General features: G+C 75.1%; 16 protein-coding genes. 1 reads left to right on the forward strand and 15 read right to left on the reverse strand.

Annotation, left to right across the window (positions count from 1 at the left end):
- Positions 1-76: 76 nt before the first annotated feature.
- The 5 genes from OP18_RS04555 to OP18_RS04575 all read right to left on the reverse strand — a co-directional run bounded on the left by OP18_RS04555 (position 77) and on the right by OP18_RS04575 (position 6756).
- A complete protein-coding gene (locus OP18_RS04555) occupies positions 77-2392 on the reverse strand; it encodes an FxsB family cyclophane-forming radical SAM/SPASM peptide maturase (protein WP_033357420.1) in 2316 nt (771 codons plus the stop codon).
- A 14-nt stretch (positions 2393-2406) separates the two neighbouring features.
- The gene (locus tag OP18_RS04560) at positions 2407-2601 is read right to left on the reverse strand and encodes a hypothetical protein (protein ID WP_156089294.1); all 195 of its coding nucleotides are present in this window, start codon (positions 2599-2601) and stop codon (positions 2407-2409) included.
- Between the two features lie 128 nt (positions 2602-2729).
- Entirely contained in the window at positions 2730-3602 is an 873-nt protein-coding gene (locus OP18_RS04565; protein WP_033357422.1) for an alpha/beta fold hydrolase, read from the reverse strand.
- 274 nt (positions 3603-3876) lie between these two features.
- Positions 3877-4938: a hypothetical protein gene (locus OP18_RS04570; protein WP_156089295.1), complete on the reverse strand. Its 1062-nt coding sequence runs from the start codon at positions 4936-4938 to the stop codon at positions 3877-3879.
- Between the two features lie 219 nt (positions 4939-5157).
- The gene (locus tag OP18_RS04575) at positions 5158-6756 is read right to left on the reverse strand and encodes a class I adenylate-forming enzyme family protein (RefSeq protein WP_211273441.1); all 1599 of its coding nucleotides are present in this window, start codon (positions 6754-6756) and stop codon (positions 5158-5160) included.
- 76 nt (positions 6757-6832) lie between these two features.
- Between OP18_RS04575 and OP18_RS52040 the strand changes: the two genes are divergently transcribed.
- Positions 6833-7450, forward strand: coding sequence for a thioesterase family protein (locus OP18_RS52040; protein WP_052386226.1), 618 nt, complete (start codon positions 6833-6835; stop codon positions 7448-7450).
- Here the strand turns inward: OP18_RS52040 and OP18_RS04585 are convergent.
- Genes OP18_RS04585 through OP18_RS04630 form a run of 10 tightly spaced genes read right to left on the reverse strand, consistent with a single transcriptional unit; the run spans position 7437 to position 16266 of the window.
- A complete protein-coding gene (locus OP18_RS04585; RefSeq protein ID WP_033357503.1) occupies positions 7437-8789 on the reverse strand; it encodes a lanthionine synthetase LanC family protein in 1353 nt (450 codons plus the stop codon). The genes OP18_RS52040 and OP18_RS04585 overlap by 14 nt on opposite strands.
- 10 nt (positions 8790-8799) lie before the next feature.
- Complete coding sequence (locus OP18_RS04590; RefSeq protein WP_033357424.1) at positions 8800-10350, reverse strand: class I adenylate-forming enzyme family protein; 1551 nt, start codon at positions 10348-10350, stop codon at positions 8800-8802.
- A complete protein-coding gene (locus OP18_RS04595) occupies positions 10343-11068 on the reverse strand; it encodes an SDR family NAD(P)-dependent oxidoreductase (RefSeq protein WP_033357425.1) in 726 nt (241 codons plus the stop codon). The genes OP18_RS04590 and OP18_RS04595 overlap by 8 nt, the downstream gene beginning before the upstream one ends.
- Complete coding sequence (locus OP18_RS04600) at positions 11068-11913, reverse strand: enoyl-CoA hydratase (RefSeq protein ID WP_033357426.1); 846 nt, start codon at positions 11911-11913, stop codon at positions 11068-11070. The genes OP18_RS04595 and OP18_RS04600 overlap by 1 nt, the downstream gene beginning before the upstream one ends.
- Positions 11910-12800: an acyl-CoA dehydrogenase family protein gene (locus OP18_RS04605; RefSeq protein WP_052386227.1), complete on the reverse strand. Its 891-nt coding sequence runs from the start codon at positions 12798-12800 to the stop codon at positions 11910-11912. Before OP18_RS04605 ends, OP18_RS04600 begins: the two co-directional genes overlap by 4 nt.
- Positions 12801-12813: 13 nt before the next feature.
- Complete coding sequence (locus OP18_RS04610) at positions 12814-13965, reverse strand: acyl-CoA dehydrogenase family protein (protein ID WP_211273442.1); 1152 nt, start codon at positions 13963-13965, stop codon at positions 12814-12816.
- The gene (locus OP18_RS04615) at positions 13962-14678 is read right to left on the reverse strand and encodes an enoyl-CoA hydratase family protein (RefSeq protein ID WP_033357506.1); all 717 of its coding nucleotides are present in this window, start codon (positions 14676-14678) and stop codon (positions 13962-13964) included. The genes OP18_RS04610 and OP18_RS04615 overlap by 4 nt, the downstream gene beginning before the upstream one ends.
- An 11-nt stretch (positions 14679-14689) precedes the next feature.
- Positions 14690-15061, reverse strand: coding sequence for a MaoC/PaaZ C-terminal domain-containing protein (locus OP18_RS04620; RefSeq protein WP_033357427.1), 372 nt, complete (start codon positions 15059-15061; stop codon positions 14690-14692).
- Complete coding sequence (locus OP18_RS04625) at positions 15058-15483, reverse strand: FAS1-like dehydratase domain-containing protein (RefSeq protein WP_033357428.1); 426 nt, start codon at positions 15481-15483, stop codon at positions 15058-15060. The genes OP18_RS04620 and OP18_RS04625 overlap by 4 nt, the downstream gene beginning before the upstream one ends.
- A 9-nt stretch (positions 15484-15492) precedes the next feature.
- Positions 15493-16266: an SDR family oxidoreductase gene (locus OP18_RS04630; RefSeq protein WP_156089296.1), complete on the reverse strand. Its 774-nt coding sequence runs from the start codon at positions 16264-16266 to the stop codon at positions 15493-15495.
- Between the last annotated feature and the right edge of the window lie 2 nt (positions 16267-16268).

Genomic DNA, 16268 nt, shown 5'->3' on the forward strand with positions numbered 1-16268 from the left:
CCATCCCGCTTCGGTCGGCGATCGGCGGGCCGTCCAGCCGGGCGCGCCTGGCCGGCCCGGCCGGCCCGCACCGGTCTCACGGGTCCGGGGCGGGCCAGCCGTCCACGGTCGCCTGGATCCCGGCGACGAACCGCGTGCCCGCGCCGGTCAGCGCCGAGGTGCGCCGCAGGCCGGCGGCCGCCGTCGAGACCCAGGTCCGGTACCGGCGGAAGTTGCCGGCCGCCTCGGCACCGGTGCGGCGGCGCCACAGGTCGGCGACCGCGAGGTGCGCGTACAGCCCCTGCAGGGCGGCCTCCACCGGCCGTTCGTCGTCGCGCCACGGCACCGTGACGGTGGTGAGGTTGTCGGGCTCGCCGAGCTCGCACAGGTCCAGCAGCGCGCCGAGCTTGACGTGCTGCAGCTCGTGGACGAGCAGCACGGCGGTCGCGGCGTCGTCGGCCGCCGCGAGCCCGACGGCGGCGAACGCCTCGCGCCGCGTGGAGCTGCGCTGCTCGCCGGCGGGGTCGTCGCGCAGCGGGACGACGGTGTGCACCGCCCCGCGCAGTGCCGGCAGGTAGTCCGGCGCCTCCCGGGTCAGGACGGTCCACGCCCCGCGCAGGCGGGCGTCCCAGGCCCGGGCCGCCGCGTCGTCGAGCCGGTCGGCGACCGGCCACTCCTGGCAGTCGCGGTGCGCGTCGAGGTCGTCGAGCAGCACCGGCCAGTCGTCGGGTCCGGCGTGCCGGGCCGGCAGCCAGCCGGGCGGCTCCCCGGCCCGGCCGTGGCGCACGGCGACCGCCGGCGAGCCCGGTGCGGTGACGGTGAAGCCGTCCGGGGTGACGCGCAGCGTGGCGCCGCCGGGCGCCGGGCCGGTCACGGCGCTGCCGAGGCCCGGCAGGTGGACCCGGCCGTCGCGGACCGGCACCCACAGCCGCGCGTCCGCGCCGGCGTGCACGGCGGCCGCGCCGGTGAGGGTCGCGAGGTAGCCGAGGTCGGCGGGCGCCTCCGCGTCCGGCAGGCAGGACAGCAGCCACTGGCGCAGCCACGGCTGCCGCAGCACCCGGCCGAACGCGTCCGGCGCGGTCTCGGCGAGCTGGTTGAGCAGTTGCCACGCCTCGGCGAGCGGCGCCGGCAGCGACAGCGACCCCACGACGTCCATCAGCAGTGCCTTGGCGTACAGCTGCCCCTGCTCCAGCAGCCACGACGTGGTGCCCGCCGATCCCGCTCCGGACGCGAGGTCGTCGAGCAGCGCGTCGAGCCGCGGGCCCGGCTCCATGGTCGCGGGGGCCGTGCCGACCTCAGGTTCTGCTCGCATCGACAGGATCAGCTCCTTGAGGTCGGCGCAGTACACGGACGGATTGTCGAACCCGCTGCCGGTGCGGAACCGGTGGGCCCGCAACCCGCCACCGCACTGGCGCAGCACCGGGCAGGCCCGGCAGGTCGCGCACAGCTCTGCGGCGCCGTCGCGGCGGGCGGCGATGTCGGGGTGGGCGGCCACCTCGTCCAGCGAGTGGGTCCACACCGACATGCCGGTGCCCGCGGCGCCGTGGAAGGCGGTCTTGAGCGAGTCGGCCTGCTCCCACGCGCCGTCGGTCTCGATGACGACGAGCGCCACCGGATCCAGGCCGACCGACTCGGTCTGGCTGGGGCCGCCGACGGCCGTGGAGCGCAGCGAGTCGAACAGCCGCACCGGCACGGGGCGCCCGTCGCGCAGCCAGCGGTGGTAGATGCGCAGCAGCCAGTCGGCGTACGGGGTGCCGCCATCCACTGTGGACACGGGACGGGGCGGCGGGTCGTCCCAGGTCGCGTGCGGCAGGAGGAAGTCGATGCGGGGCGGTCGCTCGGCCAGCAGCGCGGTGTAGACCCGGTCGGGGTCGTTGGCGACGTCGACGGTGCACAGGATCCCGCCGTACGCCGGCCGGAACTCGGGCCTGCGCAACAGTTCCAGGGCACGCAGGACGGCGGCGTGGCTGCTGGCGCCGGAGCCGAACCGGCGGTGGCGGTCGTTGGCCTCGGCGTCGCCGTCCAGGGAGATGCCGACCCGCACCCCGTGCCGCACGAAGACGCCGCACAGCTCCTCGGTCAGCTGCACGCCGTTGGACTGCAGCACCAGGTCGAGCGCGGCCACCGGGCCGACCGTCTCGCGCAGGTCGGTGAGCAGCGCGTCGAGCCGACGCGGGCCGAGCAGCAGCGGCTCGCCGCCGTGCAGCACGACCCGCACCCGGTGCAGCCGGTGGGCGCGGGCGTGCTCGGCGATGCGCTCGGCGACCCGGTGCGCGACCGCCGGGTCGATGAGCTTCGGCCGGTCGCTCCACGTCTGGTCCCGGTGGACGTACACGTAGCAGTGGTCGCAGCGAAGGTCACACCGGCTGTGCACCTTCAGCACGTATTCGGTGATCGCGTCGGCCTGCGGCATACCGCGGCGGGTGGTTAGACGCCGGAGTTGAACTTCGCCACGGGGACCGCGGCCCGCCGCCGGTGCAGCTGCTTGATCCGGTCGGCGGCGGCCTTCACACGGTCGGGCGTGAGCTGGGACAGCGGCGTCTCCCGGAGGCCGGCGAGCGCCGCGACATCCTCACGGACGGCGGCGGTCGGCGCGTTCGACGCGGTTTCGGTCTGCTGCATGTGGTCCCCCCAGGCCCGGCGCACAGACGCCGATACTCATAGAAGTGCATGACTATGATATCAACGCCGGTCGTTGTAGGTAGCATAAGCAGCACGCGCGGTGATGTCACCTTACAAATCCGCGATATTCAACAAACCTCGATATGCTCCGGGGTGGCGAGCCAGCGCAGCATCGTCGGCAGGATCTCCACGGCGCTGAAGTGCCCCGCGTCCTGCTGCACCACCGCCTCGGCGAAGGGCATCTGCTTGGCCAGCCACTGCGCGTGCGACGCCGGGGAGAACGCGTCCTTCGCACCGTGCCACAGCCGGACCGGCAGCTTGATCGAGGCCGGGTCGAAGCCCCAGTGCGAGCGGAACGCCAGGTCGTCGTCGATCCAGCCATACGCGCCGGGCCGCACGCCCTCGGCGTAGCTCGCCCTGATCTGGGCGCCGATCGCGACGTCGTCGACGACCCGGCGGTCGGCCGGGGTGAGATCGGGCGCGAGGCGGTCCAGCAGGCTCTGCGGGTCGCGGCGGGTGTGCTCGGCCCGCTCGATCAGCGCGTCGCTGAGCGCCGCCGGGTCGGACGAGTGCTCCTCCAGGTTGGACGTGCCCATCCCCCGGTACCAGTCCAGGCCCGCCGAGTTCGGCGGGGCGAGGGTCACCAGCACCCCGACCTTGGTGATCCGTCCGGCGAGCTGGTCCGACGCGGCACAGGCCAGCGCGTGCGGCCCCCCGCCGGAGCGGCCGACCACGGCCAGCCGGTCCACGCCGAGCGCGTCGGCGATGGCCTTGACGTCGTCGGCGGCGTCCACGACGCGCCGGTCCGGGTGCCGGTCGGATCCGCCGTAGCCCGGTCTGTCGTAGGTGATCAGCCGGATGCCCATGCGGTAGAGCACGATCGAGCGCGGCTTCGGTCCGGTCCTGCTGCCCGGGGTGCCGTGCATCAACAGGATCGGGACCCCGTCGGGATCACCGGAGACGTCCACGGCAAGCTCGCGGCCGGCATGGCGCACCGTCATGTGCGGCGCTGGCCCTTCCGGCACCGGACACCCCCTGAATCCCGCTGCCTGTCGTGTCAAAACGCAAACAGCTTCTCACGATAACGCCAATTGCCCGGCGGGCACCATACATAGACAACGACGAGCATCATGTGATGTTTGTCGTCCTTTTGTGCGACAACACTTCAGGGGTGCGGCCGTCCTGCCCAGCGGTATCGCCGTCCCGCACTTCGGGCACCACGCTAGGGTCCGGCCGCCGGCGCGGCCTCACCGCGCACGGGTGAGCGAGGCCGCATCATGGCACGGGCCGGTCCGGCGCCACAGCCGGCGGCGTGATACCCGACATCGGGTCCTGTCCGGCGCGGATCCGCTCGTACACCAGATCGAACGTGAAGCCCGCGGCGAAACCCACCGGCACCACGAAGAACAGCAGCCGCCGGGCGTCCAGGTGGTCCAGCAGGTCCGGGACGGTCAACAGCTGCGACGCCACGTACAGCAGCACCGCGACGACCCCGGCGCCGAGGCCGAGCACCGCCGCCCGGCCCCACCGCTGCTCGGCGGCGAGCGAGTCGCGGATGACGGCGCCGGCGACCGCGGCGAGCATCGGCCCGGCGAGCAGCAGCCCGACCGCCTTGGCCCCGGCCGGGCCGGGCCCGCCGGCCAGGGCGATCGTGGCCAGCGCGCCGACGAGCGCGGCGGCCGCGACCGCCAGACCCAGCCGGGCCGCCCGGGCGCGGTGCGTGGCGGCGCGCAGCTCCCGCGCCCGCTCCCGCTCCCGCCGGTCGATCTCCCGGCGCAGGTAGCCGGCCAGCCGCGCGGCGGAGCCGTCGGTCCAAGGGGCGCCCAGCATCGCCACGTCGTTCTCGGCGACCCCGTGCCGGTCCCGGTCCAGGTAGTCCCACACCTGCTCCGCCCCGCCGCCGAACGCGGCGAGCGGCAGCACCGGCACGCCCTGCGAGATCGCGACGATGCCGGCGATGCGCGTCGAGCGCCGGCCGCCGACGAGCACGACCGCGTCCGCCGACAGCACCGAGCGGTAGTACGCGACCTCCCACTCGGCGCTGGGGTCCCGCAGCACCAGCAGCTCCACCGACGCGTGGTGGGGCGAGCCCGGCACGAACTCCTGGTGCCGGGCCGGGCGCGCGACGATCCGCCCCGGGGTCCCGGGCGAGGCGGCAGCCACGTAGCCGGCCACGAACAACCCTTCCGCGTGCTGCGGCGCGCTGGAGAACACCAGCAGGTCGAACCCGTGACGCAGCAGCTCGCCGCCGATCTGCTCGCAGGCGGACCGGGCTACCGCCAGGTCGCCGCGCAGCGGCTGGTCGTAGTCCCGCGCCGGGTCAAGGCTTCCGACCACGGCGATCAGTGGCCTGCGTGTCGGTCCGACCATCTTCCAACCTGTGTCGACGAATGCTGCGGCGCGTGCGGCGACAGTATCCACCGGCGGGCCGGATCCGCTCTGCGGGGCGTTCGGCCGCAACCGGTGGGCCGATTGTCGTATTGACCGCCGCCGTGGCGCCGCCCGGGCCGCATCACCTTACGTCGGCGCGCCGGACCTGTCGAACGGCGCGGCCGCTCAGTTGCGCAGGCGCTGCCGGAGCTGGGCCTTGGCGATCTTGCCGCCCGAGCCGCGGGGCAGGTCGGCCACGACCTCAAGCCGCTCCGGCCAGTTGTCGCGCGACACGCCCCGCGCGTCCAGGTGCTCGCGCAGCCCGTCGAGGTCCAGGGTCGCCGCCTCGCGCAGCACGACGAAGGCGCAGACGCGCTCGCCGAACGTCGGGTCCGGCACCGCCACCGCGGCGACCATGGCGACCGACGGGTGGGAGCCCACGTGGTCCTCGACGGCGGCGGCGCTGATGTTCTTGCCACCGCGGATGATGAAGTCGGACTTGCGGTCCACGACCCGCAGGTAGCCGCCGGCGTCGATCGTGCAGATGTCGCCGGTGAGCATCCAGCCGTCCGGGGTGAACAGGGTCTCGTTGGCCGCCGGGTCGGCGAAGTAGCCCAGGCAGGTCGCGGGGCCGGCGCAGGCGGCCTGGCCGGGGCCGCCGGCCGCGGTGACATCGGTGCCGTCCTCGGCGAACAGCCGCACCCGCATCGCGTCGATCACCTTGCCGGCGGTGCGCAGCCGCTGGTCGGTGGTGTCGGTGACCGAGGTGCGCGACAGGGCGCCGGTCTCGTTGGAGCCGAAGAACTGCAGCACCTTGGCGCCGGTGCGGCGCTCGAACTCGGCGGCCCGCTCGAACGGCACCGCCTCGCCGCCGGTGAACATGACCCGCAGCGAGGACAGGTCCACTGTGGACGCGACCGGCGAGTTGAGCATCATGATGAACTGGGTGCTGACGCAGCACACGACGGTGACCCGCTCGCGCTCGATGAGGCGCAGCGCCTCGTCGGCGTCGAAGCGGGGCATGACCACGGTCGGCACGCCGAGGATCGTCGGGGTGAAGTTGGCGGTCCACTGGGCGAAGCCGTAGGGCGCCGGGATCAGGGTCAGGAACACGTCGTCGGGGCGCAGGTCGCCGCACTCCAGGGCCAGCTCGTGGTAGTAGAACCAGCGGTCCTGGTTGTGCACGACGCACTTGGGCATGCCGGTCGTGCCCGACGTCGAGTTGAGCAGGTGGATCTCGCCGCGGCCCAGCTCATGGGGCCCTTTCGGCGCCACGACGCCGTCGGTGAGCGTGTCGATCTCGAGGTGTACGCCGATGCCGAGGCCCTCCACCATCGCGCTGACCGGCTCGCCCCGGTGCTCCGCCCGGCTGACCAGGGCGGTGGCGCCGCCGACGGTGAGCAGGTGGCGCACCTCGAGGCGGGCCGCCCGCGGCCCGATCGCGACCACGATCATGCCGGCCTTCATCGCGGCGAGGTACACCACGTGCACCTCGACGCCGTCGGGCAGCAGCACGCCGACGCGGGCGCCACGGGGCAGGCCGGCGTCGGCCAGCCGCCGGGCGAACGCGGTGGAGCGGGCGTCGAACTGCGCCCAGGTGAGCCGGGCGTCGCCGGCCACGAAGGCGATCCCGTCGGGCTGCCGCACGGCGTGCCGGCGCACCACGTCGGGCAGCGTCTCGCCGTCACGCACGCCGGCGAGGCGGTCGGCGACGTACCGCTCGTGGACGCTGCCGGGCGCCGGCGCGGCGCCGGCGGGGAACAGGTCGTGCACGAAGACCCCCAAGACCTCTACCAAACAAGCGCTTGGTTGTGTCATTCTGTTCCCGGCCCTTCGAGCATGTCAAGGTAGGGAGCGTCGCGTGCCGGACCTCTGGACAGCCCCCGCCGGCACCCCGGCCGACCTCCGCCTGCTGGCGCTGCTGCCGATCCCGCCGGACGCCCACGTCGAGCACCTCACCTGGCACGGCGACGCGCCCGGCGACGGCCCGCTGCGGCTGGTCGAGACGGACCTCGACCCGTCCCGCCGGGTGGCGACCCTGCGGCTGTTGCGCGGCGACCGGCTCCTCGCCGACCTGCGGGTCCGCCGTGGCGCGCCCCGGCACCCGACGCCGCACGGGCTGCTGCGCACCGGACTGGGCCCCGGCGCCTCGTGCACCCGCACCTTCACGGTCACCGCCGACCTGACCACCGACCACGTGCCGGACACCGAGCCGGTGCTGAGCACCCCGGCGCTCATCGCCTGCCTCGAGGACACCGCCGCCGACGTGCTGCGCCCGCACTTCGCCCCGGCGACCGCGTCGCTGGGCACCTGGATCGGCGTGCGGCACACCGGCCCCGCCCGCACCGGCGACGCGTTCGAGGTCACCGCCGTCCTCGCCGACGTCCGCGGCCGCCGCTACCTCTTCGACGTCCGCGCCACCCTCGCCGGCCGGCCGATCGGCGACGGCCAGGTCGCGCAGACGCTCATCGGCCGCTGAGCCGCAGCGGGGCGGGCACGGTCCACCACTGGTCGGGGCGGTCCACCACCGGGGCGGTGAGGCCCTCCTCCTCGACGCGGGCCAGGCGCAGCAGGAACGCGGCGATGCCCGCGGTGCCCTGCATCCAGCTGGTCCGGGGCGGCAGCAGCGGCGGGTCCTCGCGGTGCTCGATGAAGCGCCAGCAGGCGCCCGTGCCGTCGTGCAGCGCCCGCTCGACCAGGGCGCCGGCCATGGTGCGCGCGCCGGCCAGCAACGGCTCGGCCGCCTCCGGGTCGCCGCCCGCCGGTGACCCGTCCGGCGCCCGTCCGGCGGACCAGGCCGCGTCCTGGGCGGCGTCGAGCAGGATGTCACCGACGCCGGCGGTGCCGCAGCAGCGGCCGTCGTTGTCCCAGAAGCCCGGGCGCAGCCGCGCCGGCAGGCCGCAGGTGAGCACCGAGTGCAGGCAGCGGCGGCGCAGGTCGGCGACGTCGAGGCCGCCGACCTGCCGCACGCCGGCGAGGGCGAGGGCGGGGAACAGCTGCGAGGTGCCGGCCGGGCCGTGGCACCAGTTGTACGTGACCGGCTCGACCTCCCGCTGCGAGGGCGGGATCGTGTGCGGCACGACGAACCCGCCGCCGGACAGGTCGCCCACCGACAGCACGTGCTCGGCGCCCCGCCGGGCGGCGTCGACGAAGTCGGTCCGGCCGAGCGCGTGCCCGGCGACGGCGAGGGCGGCGGCCACCCCGGCGGTGCCGTGCGAGAAGTTCGGCGAGCTGGAGCGGTACCCGGGCCACATCCGCCAGTCCAGGCCGGCGGCGGTGGGCTCGGCGGCGCGCAGCAGCGCCTCGCCGCCGGTGGTCATGAGCGCGGCGTCACCGGTCCAGGTGGCGGCGTGCACGATGCCGGCGCTGCCCATGACGACGTCGGTCAGCGGGGCGCTGCTGTCCGGACGGATGGTGAACGTGGTGGGCCAGCCGTCCGGGGTGCGCAGCCGCTCGAGGCGGTCCAGGGCGACCCGTTCGCGGCCGGGGGCGAGCAGCCGCAGGGCGGTGGCGTCGCCGGCGAGGCCGTCGTACAGGGACGGCTCGACGCGGGTCGCGGCCTGGGCCGCCAGCCGCGCCACGATGCCGTCGGCGAGGGCGGTCTCCGCGTCCGTCAGCGGCCGGTGCAGGCGCAGCTCGGCGAGGACCGGCGCCAGCCCGCCGATCCCGGCGTAGAAGCAGTCGCGGTCGGCGGCCGGCTCCGGTTCGCCGCCGGTGACGGTCTCGGGCAGCCAGGGCCCGTCGTCCTGCCGCACGTGGTGCAGCGTCCACGCCCACGCCGCCTCGCCGAGCTCCCGGTACGTCGCAGCATCGCCCATGCCGTGCACGCTATCGGGTCACGGTGTCACCGAACCGGCGGGCCGCGTCGAGGCGCAGCGCCGCCTTGTCGATCTTGCCGCCGGTACCGAGGGGCAGGTCGGGCAGCGCGACGAGGTACTCGGGCCAGTTCTGCTTCGACACGCCGGCCGCGTCCAGGTGCACGCGCAGCGTGTCGAGGGTGAGCGGGGCGCGGGTGACGACGTAGGCGCAGACCCGTTCGCCGAGGACGGGGTCGGGGACGGCGACGACGGCGGTCTGCGCGACCGCGGGGTGGCCGCCGACGGCCTCCTCCACGACGAGAGCGCTGACGTTGTGGCCGCCGCGGATGATGAAGTCGGCGATCCGGCCGGTGATGGCGAGGTAGCCGTCCGCGTCGACGGTGGCGACGTCGCCGGTGAGCAGCCAGCCGTCGGGGCGGAACAGGGCGGCGTTGGCGGCGTCGTCGTCGAGGTAGCCGGGGGTGCAGCCGGGCCCCTTGGCCGCGACCTGGCCCGGCCCGCCGGGGACGTCGGCGCCGTCGGCGATGAACCGCAGGTGCGCGCCGGGGATCGGCCGGCCGGCGGTGGTGAGCCGGGCGGTCCGCGGGTCGTCGACGGTGGTCACCGACAGCGGTCCGGCCTCGTTGGAGCCGTAGAACTGCAGCACCGCGCAGCCGGTGCGCTCCTCGAACTCGCGGGCCCGGGCGACCGGGACGCGCTCGCCGCCGGTGAACATGACCCGCAGCGACGACAGGTCGGTGCCGGCGAAGGCCGGGTCGTTGAGCAGCATGATGAACTGGGCGGTGACGGCGCACAGGACGGTGACCCGGTGCCGCTCGATGAGGCGCAGCGTAGCGGCGGCGTCGAACTCGGCGGTCAGCACGGTCGGGTAGCCGTACATGGCGGGCACGACGTGGGCGCTCCACAGGCCGAAGCCGTAGGGGGCCGGCAGCACGCTGGCGAACACCTCGTCGGGGCCGAACCGGCCGGCGGCGTGCGCGAGCGGGCCGAAGTACTTGCGGTTGTTCATCGTCTGCCGCACGCACTTGGGCAGCCCGGTGGTGCCGGACGTGGAGTTGACGAAGAACAGCTCGTCGGCGCCGAGCCCGGGGCCGGCGTGCCCGCCCGCCGGCAGGGTGTCCAGGTCGAGCAGCACGTGCCGGGGCGCGCCGCAGCGGGCGGCGATGTCGGCGCCGGGCCGGCCGCGGTGCGTGGCGCGGGTGGCGAGGCCGGCGGCGCCGCTCCTGGCCAGGATGTGGGTGATCTCGGCGTCGCCGGCGCGCGGGCCGATGCCGACGGTGACCAGGCCGGCCTTCTGCGCGGCGAGGTACGCGACGTGGGTCAGCGCCCCGCCGGTGAGCAGGACCGCGAGCCGGTCCCCCGGCGCGAACCCGGCGTCCAGGTAGGCCCGGGCCAGGCGGGAGGACAGGGTGTCGTACTCGCCCCAGGTGACGGTGCCCTCGGGGGCGACGAACGCGACGCGGTCCCGGTCGTTGCGGGCGACCATGGCGGCGATCGTCTCGGCGGTCCATTCGCCGGTGGCGTGGTGCGCGGCGACGACGTCCGGCGGGTACTCAGACACCGGCGCCCCCGTCGAGGCGCAGCACGGCGCCGGTGGCGAAGCGGGCCTCCGCGGAGCCGAGGTAGGCGATCGCGGCGGCGACCTCATCGGGCTCGGCGACCGGCGGGTCGAGCAGCGCCCGGGCGTGCCCGGCCAGCCGTGGGTCCTGGTCCGGCACCGGCACGATGCCGCGCCGCAGCGGGGTGTCCACCGATCCCGGGCAGACGCAGGCGACCCGCACCCCGTCCGGCGCGTACTCCACGGCCAGGGCCCGGGTGAGGGCGACGACCCCGCCCTTCGCGGCGGAGTAGGCGGCGCTGTACCGCCAGCCGCGCACCCCCGCGAGGGAGGCGACGTTGACCACGGCGCCCCTGGTGGCGACCAGGTGCGGCAGCGCGGACCGGCAGGCCAGGAACGTGCCGGTGAGGTTCACCGCCAGGATCCGGTCCCACTCGGCGAGGGTGACGTCGGTGGTCCGCGCGGCGGCGGCGACCCCGGCGACGTTGGCGAGCAGGTCCAGCCGGCCGAACCGGGCCACGGCGGCGGCGACGGCGGCGGTGACCTGCTCCTCGTCGCGCAGGTCGCAGCGGATGCCGTGCACGCCGTCGAGGTCGACGGGTGCGGTGTCCAGGCCGGCGACGCGGGCGCCCTCGTCGCGCAGCCGGGCCGCGGTGGCCCGCCCGATGCCGGAGGCGGCGCCGGTGACGAGGGCGACGCGGCCGTCGTACCGGTGCGGCATCAGCGACCGCCGTCGCGCATGGAGCGCGCGTCGTGCCCGCCGAGGGCGTCCTGGCCGACCTCGGCGTTGTGCGCATGGGCGACGTGGTGCAGGCCGAACACCGAGTCCATCCCGGCGCGCAGCCCCATGAGGTCCTCGGCCTGGTTCACGGCCTTCTTCGCCAGGGCGAGGCCCAGGCGGGGCATCTGCGCGATGCGCACCGCCAGGTCCATCGTCGCCGTCTCCAGCTCGGCGCGGGGCACGACCCGGTTGACCATGCCGAGCTGCAGGGCCCGGTCGGCGTACACGCGCTCGCCGAGGAACAGGAACTCCTTGGCGTGCCGGGGCCCCATCACCCACGGGTGGGCGAAGTACTCGACGCCGGGGATGCCCATGCGCACGACCGGGTCGGCGAAGAACGCGTCGTCGGCGGCGACGACGAGGTCGCAGCACCAGGCGAGCATGAGCCCGCCGGCGATGCAGGCGCCCTGCACCGCGGCGATCGTCGGCTTCGGCAGCTCCCGCCAGCGCCGGCACATGCCGAGGTACACCTCGGACTCGCGGGCGTAGCGGCTCTCCGCGCCGGGCTTGCCGACGTGGTCCCACCACAGGCCGGCGCGGCGCGGGAAGGTGGTGTCGACGTCCCGGCCCGGGGTGCCGATGTCGTGCCCGGCGGAGAAGTGCTTGCCCTCCCCCGCCAGGATGATCACCTTGACCTCGTCGTCGTCGGCGGCGCGGTACAGCGCGTCGTCGAGCGCGTAGGTCATCGCGGAGTTCTGCGCGTTGCGGTACTGCGGCCGGTGCATCGTCACGACCGCGACCGGGCCCTCGGTGCGGTACCGGACGACCTCGTCCTCTTCGTTCATGATCGCTCCTGCAGGCCGATGGTGGCGGCGAGCGCGTCGAGGCGGTCGCCGGGGGTGGCCAGGGCGGCGAGGGCCCAGGCGCGTTTGGCGTAGCGGTGCAGCTCGTACTCGACGGTGTAGCCGATCGCGCCGTGGCACTGGATGGCGGTGCGGCTGGCGGCGTGCGCCGCCTCGGCGGCGAGCACGACCGCGCCGTCGACGCCCGCGCCGGCCTCGGCGCCCTCCCGCAGCGCCCAGGCGGCGGCGAGCACGGCCGGGCGGGCGAACTCCAGGCCGAGGTAGGCGTCGGCGAGCTGGTGCTTGACGGCCTGGAAGCTGCCGACGGGCGCCCCGAACTGGTGGCGCTGCCGTACGTAGCCGACCGTGAGGTCGAGCATCCGCCGGCCCAGGCCGACCAGCTCGGCGGCGTGGCCGAGAGCGGCGCGGGCGGCGGCGGCCGCGACGAGCGCCGGGTCGTCGGTGAGCACCTCGCCGGGGGTGGACACGACCGCGTCGAGGCTGGTGTCCACAGTGGACGCCGGGGCGGTCGCGGCGCCGGCGCGCACGGCATCGCCGTCGAGGTGCAGCACCAGGCCGGCGTGCGCGCCGAACGGGGTCAGGCCGCCCGGCCCGGCAACGGCGACCCGCAGCGACCCGGCGGCGGCCCGGTCGTCGCCGAGCGCCAGCAGCAGCGGCGCGGCGACGAACGCGGTCGCGGTCACCGGCAGCGCGACGGCGGCGGCGCCGACCTCCTCCAGCACCGGCACCAGGTCGGTCTCGTCCAGGCCGAGGTCGGTCATGGCGGCGAACACGCCCATGCCGGCCAGGGCGTCCCAGTCGGCGGCGGCCAGCGGCGCCCGCACCGCGTCGCGCAGGGCGGCCTGGTCCTCGGTCAACGCGAACCGCACGGTGGCTCCCCTTTCACGCCCGCGGCAGGCCGAGCACCCGCTCGGCGACGATGTTGCGCTGGATCTCGTTGGTGCCGGCGTAGATCGGGCCGGCGAGCGAGAACTGGAAGCCGCGCGTCCACGGCGAGTCGAGCGCGGCGTCGCCGCCGAGCAGCTCCAGGGCCAGCTCGTGCAGCTCGATGTCCAGCTGGGACCAGTACAGCTTGTTGAGGCTGGACCGGGCGCCGGGTGCCCGCCCTTCGACGAGGTCGGTGACCTGGTTGAGGGTGAACAGCTGGTAGGCGCGGGCGTGCAGCCAGGCCCGGGTGGCCCGCTCCCGGAGGGCGGGCCGCAGCCGGTCGCCTTGGGCGGCGGCGAGCGCGACGAGCCGCTGCGCGGTGTGCAGGAACCGGCCCGGGGAGCGCAGCGTGAGGCCGCGTTCGGAGCCGGTCGTCGACATCGCGACCTGCCAGCCCTTGCCGACCTCGCCGAGGACCGCGCTGTCCGGCACGTGCACGTCGTCGAAGAACACCTCGGCGAAGCCCTCGTCGCCGTCGAGGCGGCCGAAGCCGCGCACGGTGACGCCGGGGGCGTCCAGCGGCACGAGGAAGTAGGTGAGGCCGCGGTGGCGGGCGGCGGCCGGGTCGGTGCGGAACAGCCCGAACAGGTGGGTGCTGAACGCGCCGCGGGTCGTCCACGTCTTCTGGCCGTTGAGCCGCCAGCCGCCGCCGGCGTCGGCGGCGACCGGCTCGGCGCGGCTGCTGATGGCGGCGAGGTCGCTGCCGGCGCCGGGCTCGGACCAGCCCTGGCACCACAGGTCCCGCGCGGCGGCCATCCGGGGCAGCAGCGTGTCCTGCTGCTCGGGGGTACCGAACTCGAACAGCGTCGGGGCGAGCAGGAAGATGCCGTTCTGGGTGACGCGCTGCGGCGCCCCGGCGGCGTAGTACTCCTCCTCGAAGATCAGCCACTGCCACAGGGTGGCGTCGCGGCCGCCGTACCGGCGCGGCCAGGACACGACCGCCCAGCCGGCGTCGAACAGCGCGCGCTCCCAGTGCAGGTGGGCGGCGAAGCCGTCGCGGGTGTCGCCGGAGGGCAGCGGGCCGGGGACGTTGGCCCGCAGCCAGTCCCGGGCCTCGGCGCGGAACGCCGCCTCCTGCGGGGTGTCGGTGAGGTCGATGCCGGTCACCGGAACTCGTCCCGCACCTGGTCGGCGACGCCGGTGAGGTTCAGCTCGAAGGTGAAGCCCTGCTCGTAGCGGTAGCTGCGTTTGGGGTCCCACGGGTCGATGCCGTTGAGGGACTCCTTCGCGGCGCGGATGACGGCCGGGTTCTTGGTGGCGATGTCGTGGGCGACGGCGAACGCGGCGGCGCGCAGCTCGTCGCGGGGCACCACGGTGAGCACGGAGCCGAAGGCGTGCAGCTCGGCGGCGGTCGCGGTGGCCGAGGTGTACATCATGGCCCGCATCTTGTGCTGCGGCACCAGCCGGGACAGGTGGGTGGCGGCGCCCAGGGCGCCCCGGTCGACCTCGGGCAGGCCGAACGTGGCGTCGTCGGCCGCCACGATGACGTCGGCGTTGCCGACCAGGCCGATGCCGCCGCCGAGACAGAAGCCGTGCACGGCGGCGATGACCGGCACCGGGCAGTCGTAGACGGCACTGAACGCGGCGGCACAGCCACGGTTGACCCCGACCAGGGCGCCGTAGCCGGTGGCCGCCTGCAGCTCCTTGATGTCGACGCCGGCGTTGAAGCCGCGGCCCTCGGCGCGCAGCACGACGGCCCGCACCGCGGGATCGGCGCCGGCGGCGTCCAGGGCCGCGGCGAGGGCGAACCAGCCGGCGACCGGCAGCGCGTTCACCGGCGGGTTGGCCATGACGATCTCGGCCACCCCGAAGTCGTCCATCGTGGACTCGATCACGGTGTCTCCAAACTGAAGGTGGCCCAGCCGTACACGGCGACGGTGCCGTCCTGGGTGGTGCAGGTCATCTCGACGTCGAAGCCGTCCTCGTCGCGCCGCACGACGCGGCCGTCGCAGGTGACGGTGTCGCCGGGGAACACCTGGGCGGCGAAGCGGACCCGGAAGGAGCGGATCGCCGCGGCGCCGAACGTGTCGGTCGCCCAGGTCGCCAGGAACCCGGCCTGCAGCATGCCCAGCGACAGCGGCGCCGGCATGCCGGCCGAGCGGGCGAACGGCTCGTCGTGGTGGATCGGGTTGAAGTCCCCGGACGCCCCCTGGTAGCGGACCAGGTCGGTGCGGGTCAGCGGCCCGTAGGTGAATACGCTCATGCCGTCTCGACTCCCGTGAGGCGGGCGGTGGCCACGTGCCGGCCGGTCTGGTCGTGGAACTCGGTGACCATCACCGCGAAGGTGAGGGTGCCGCTGCGGCCCTCCTTGCGGGTGACCGACTCGATCCGGGACACCCCGGTGAGCCGGTCGCCGGCGCGCGGCGGCGGGCCGTGGAACACGAACTCCTGCTCGGCGTGCAGGCCCTTGCGCTGGTCCATGGCGACCGCCTGCCAGGGGTCGGCGTCGCCGGACTGCCAGAAGAACGCGGTGGTGAGGAACGTCGGCGGGATCACCGGGTGCTCGTCGTCGAGGTACGCGGGGTTCGCCGAGCCGGTGGCGCGGGCGAACTCGCGGATCTTGCCGCGTTCGACGTCGAGGGTGAACGGCGCGCCGGTGACCCCGACGGCGCTGTCGTCGACCATGCGGGCCTCCTAGGGGTGCTGGCTGCTGACGGAGACGACCTCGCCGGTCATGTACGAGCTGTATCCGCTGGCCAGGAAGACGATCACGTTGGCGACCTCCCACGGCTCGGCGGGCCGGCCGAACGCCTCCCGGGTCGACAGCTCGGCGAGCAGCTCGTCGGTGGTGACCTTGGCCAGGTGCGGGTGCATGGCGAGGCTGGGGGCGACGGCGTTGACCCGGACCCCGGCCGGCGCCGCCTCGAGGGCGCTGCAGCGGGTGAGCGCCATGACACCGGCCTTCGCCGCCGCGTAGTGCGCCTGACCCTCCTGGGCGCGCCAGCCGATGACGGAGGCGTTGTTGACGATGACGCCGGTGCCGCGCGGGATCATGTGCCGCAGCGCCGCCCGGGTGCAGCGGAAGGTGCCGGTGAGCGTCACGTCCAGCACGGTGCTCCACTGCTCGTCGGTCATGTCGACGACCGTGGCGGTGCCGCCGAGCCCGGCGTTGTTGACCAGGACGTCGAGCCCGCCGCCGAGGAGCTCGACGGCGGCGGCGAACAGGTGCTCCACCTGCGCCTGGTCGGTGACGTCGCACGGCACCCCGGGCACGCCGAGGCGGTCGGCGGCCTCGGCGAGGCGGCGCTCGTGCCGGTCGGAGATGACGACCGTGGCGCCCTCCTCGACGCACCGCTGGGCGGTGGCGAACCCGATGCCGGTGCCCGCGGCGGCGGTGACCAGCACGGTGCGCCCGGCGAGCAGGCCGTGGCCCTCGGTCCTGGGCGGGACGGTCGGCGAGTTCGGCATGC

This window comes from Dactylosporangium aurantiacum, assembly GCF_000716715.1.
GTDB classification, from domain to species: Bacteria; Actinomycetota; Actinomycetes; order Mycobacteriales; family Micromonosporaceae; genus Dactylosporangium; species Dactylosporangium aurantiacum.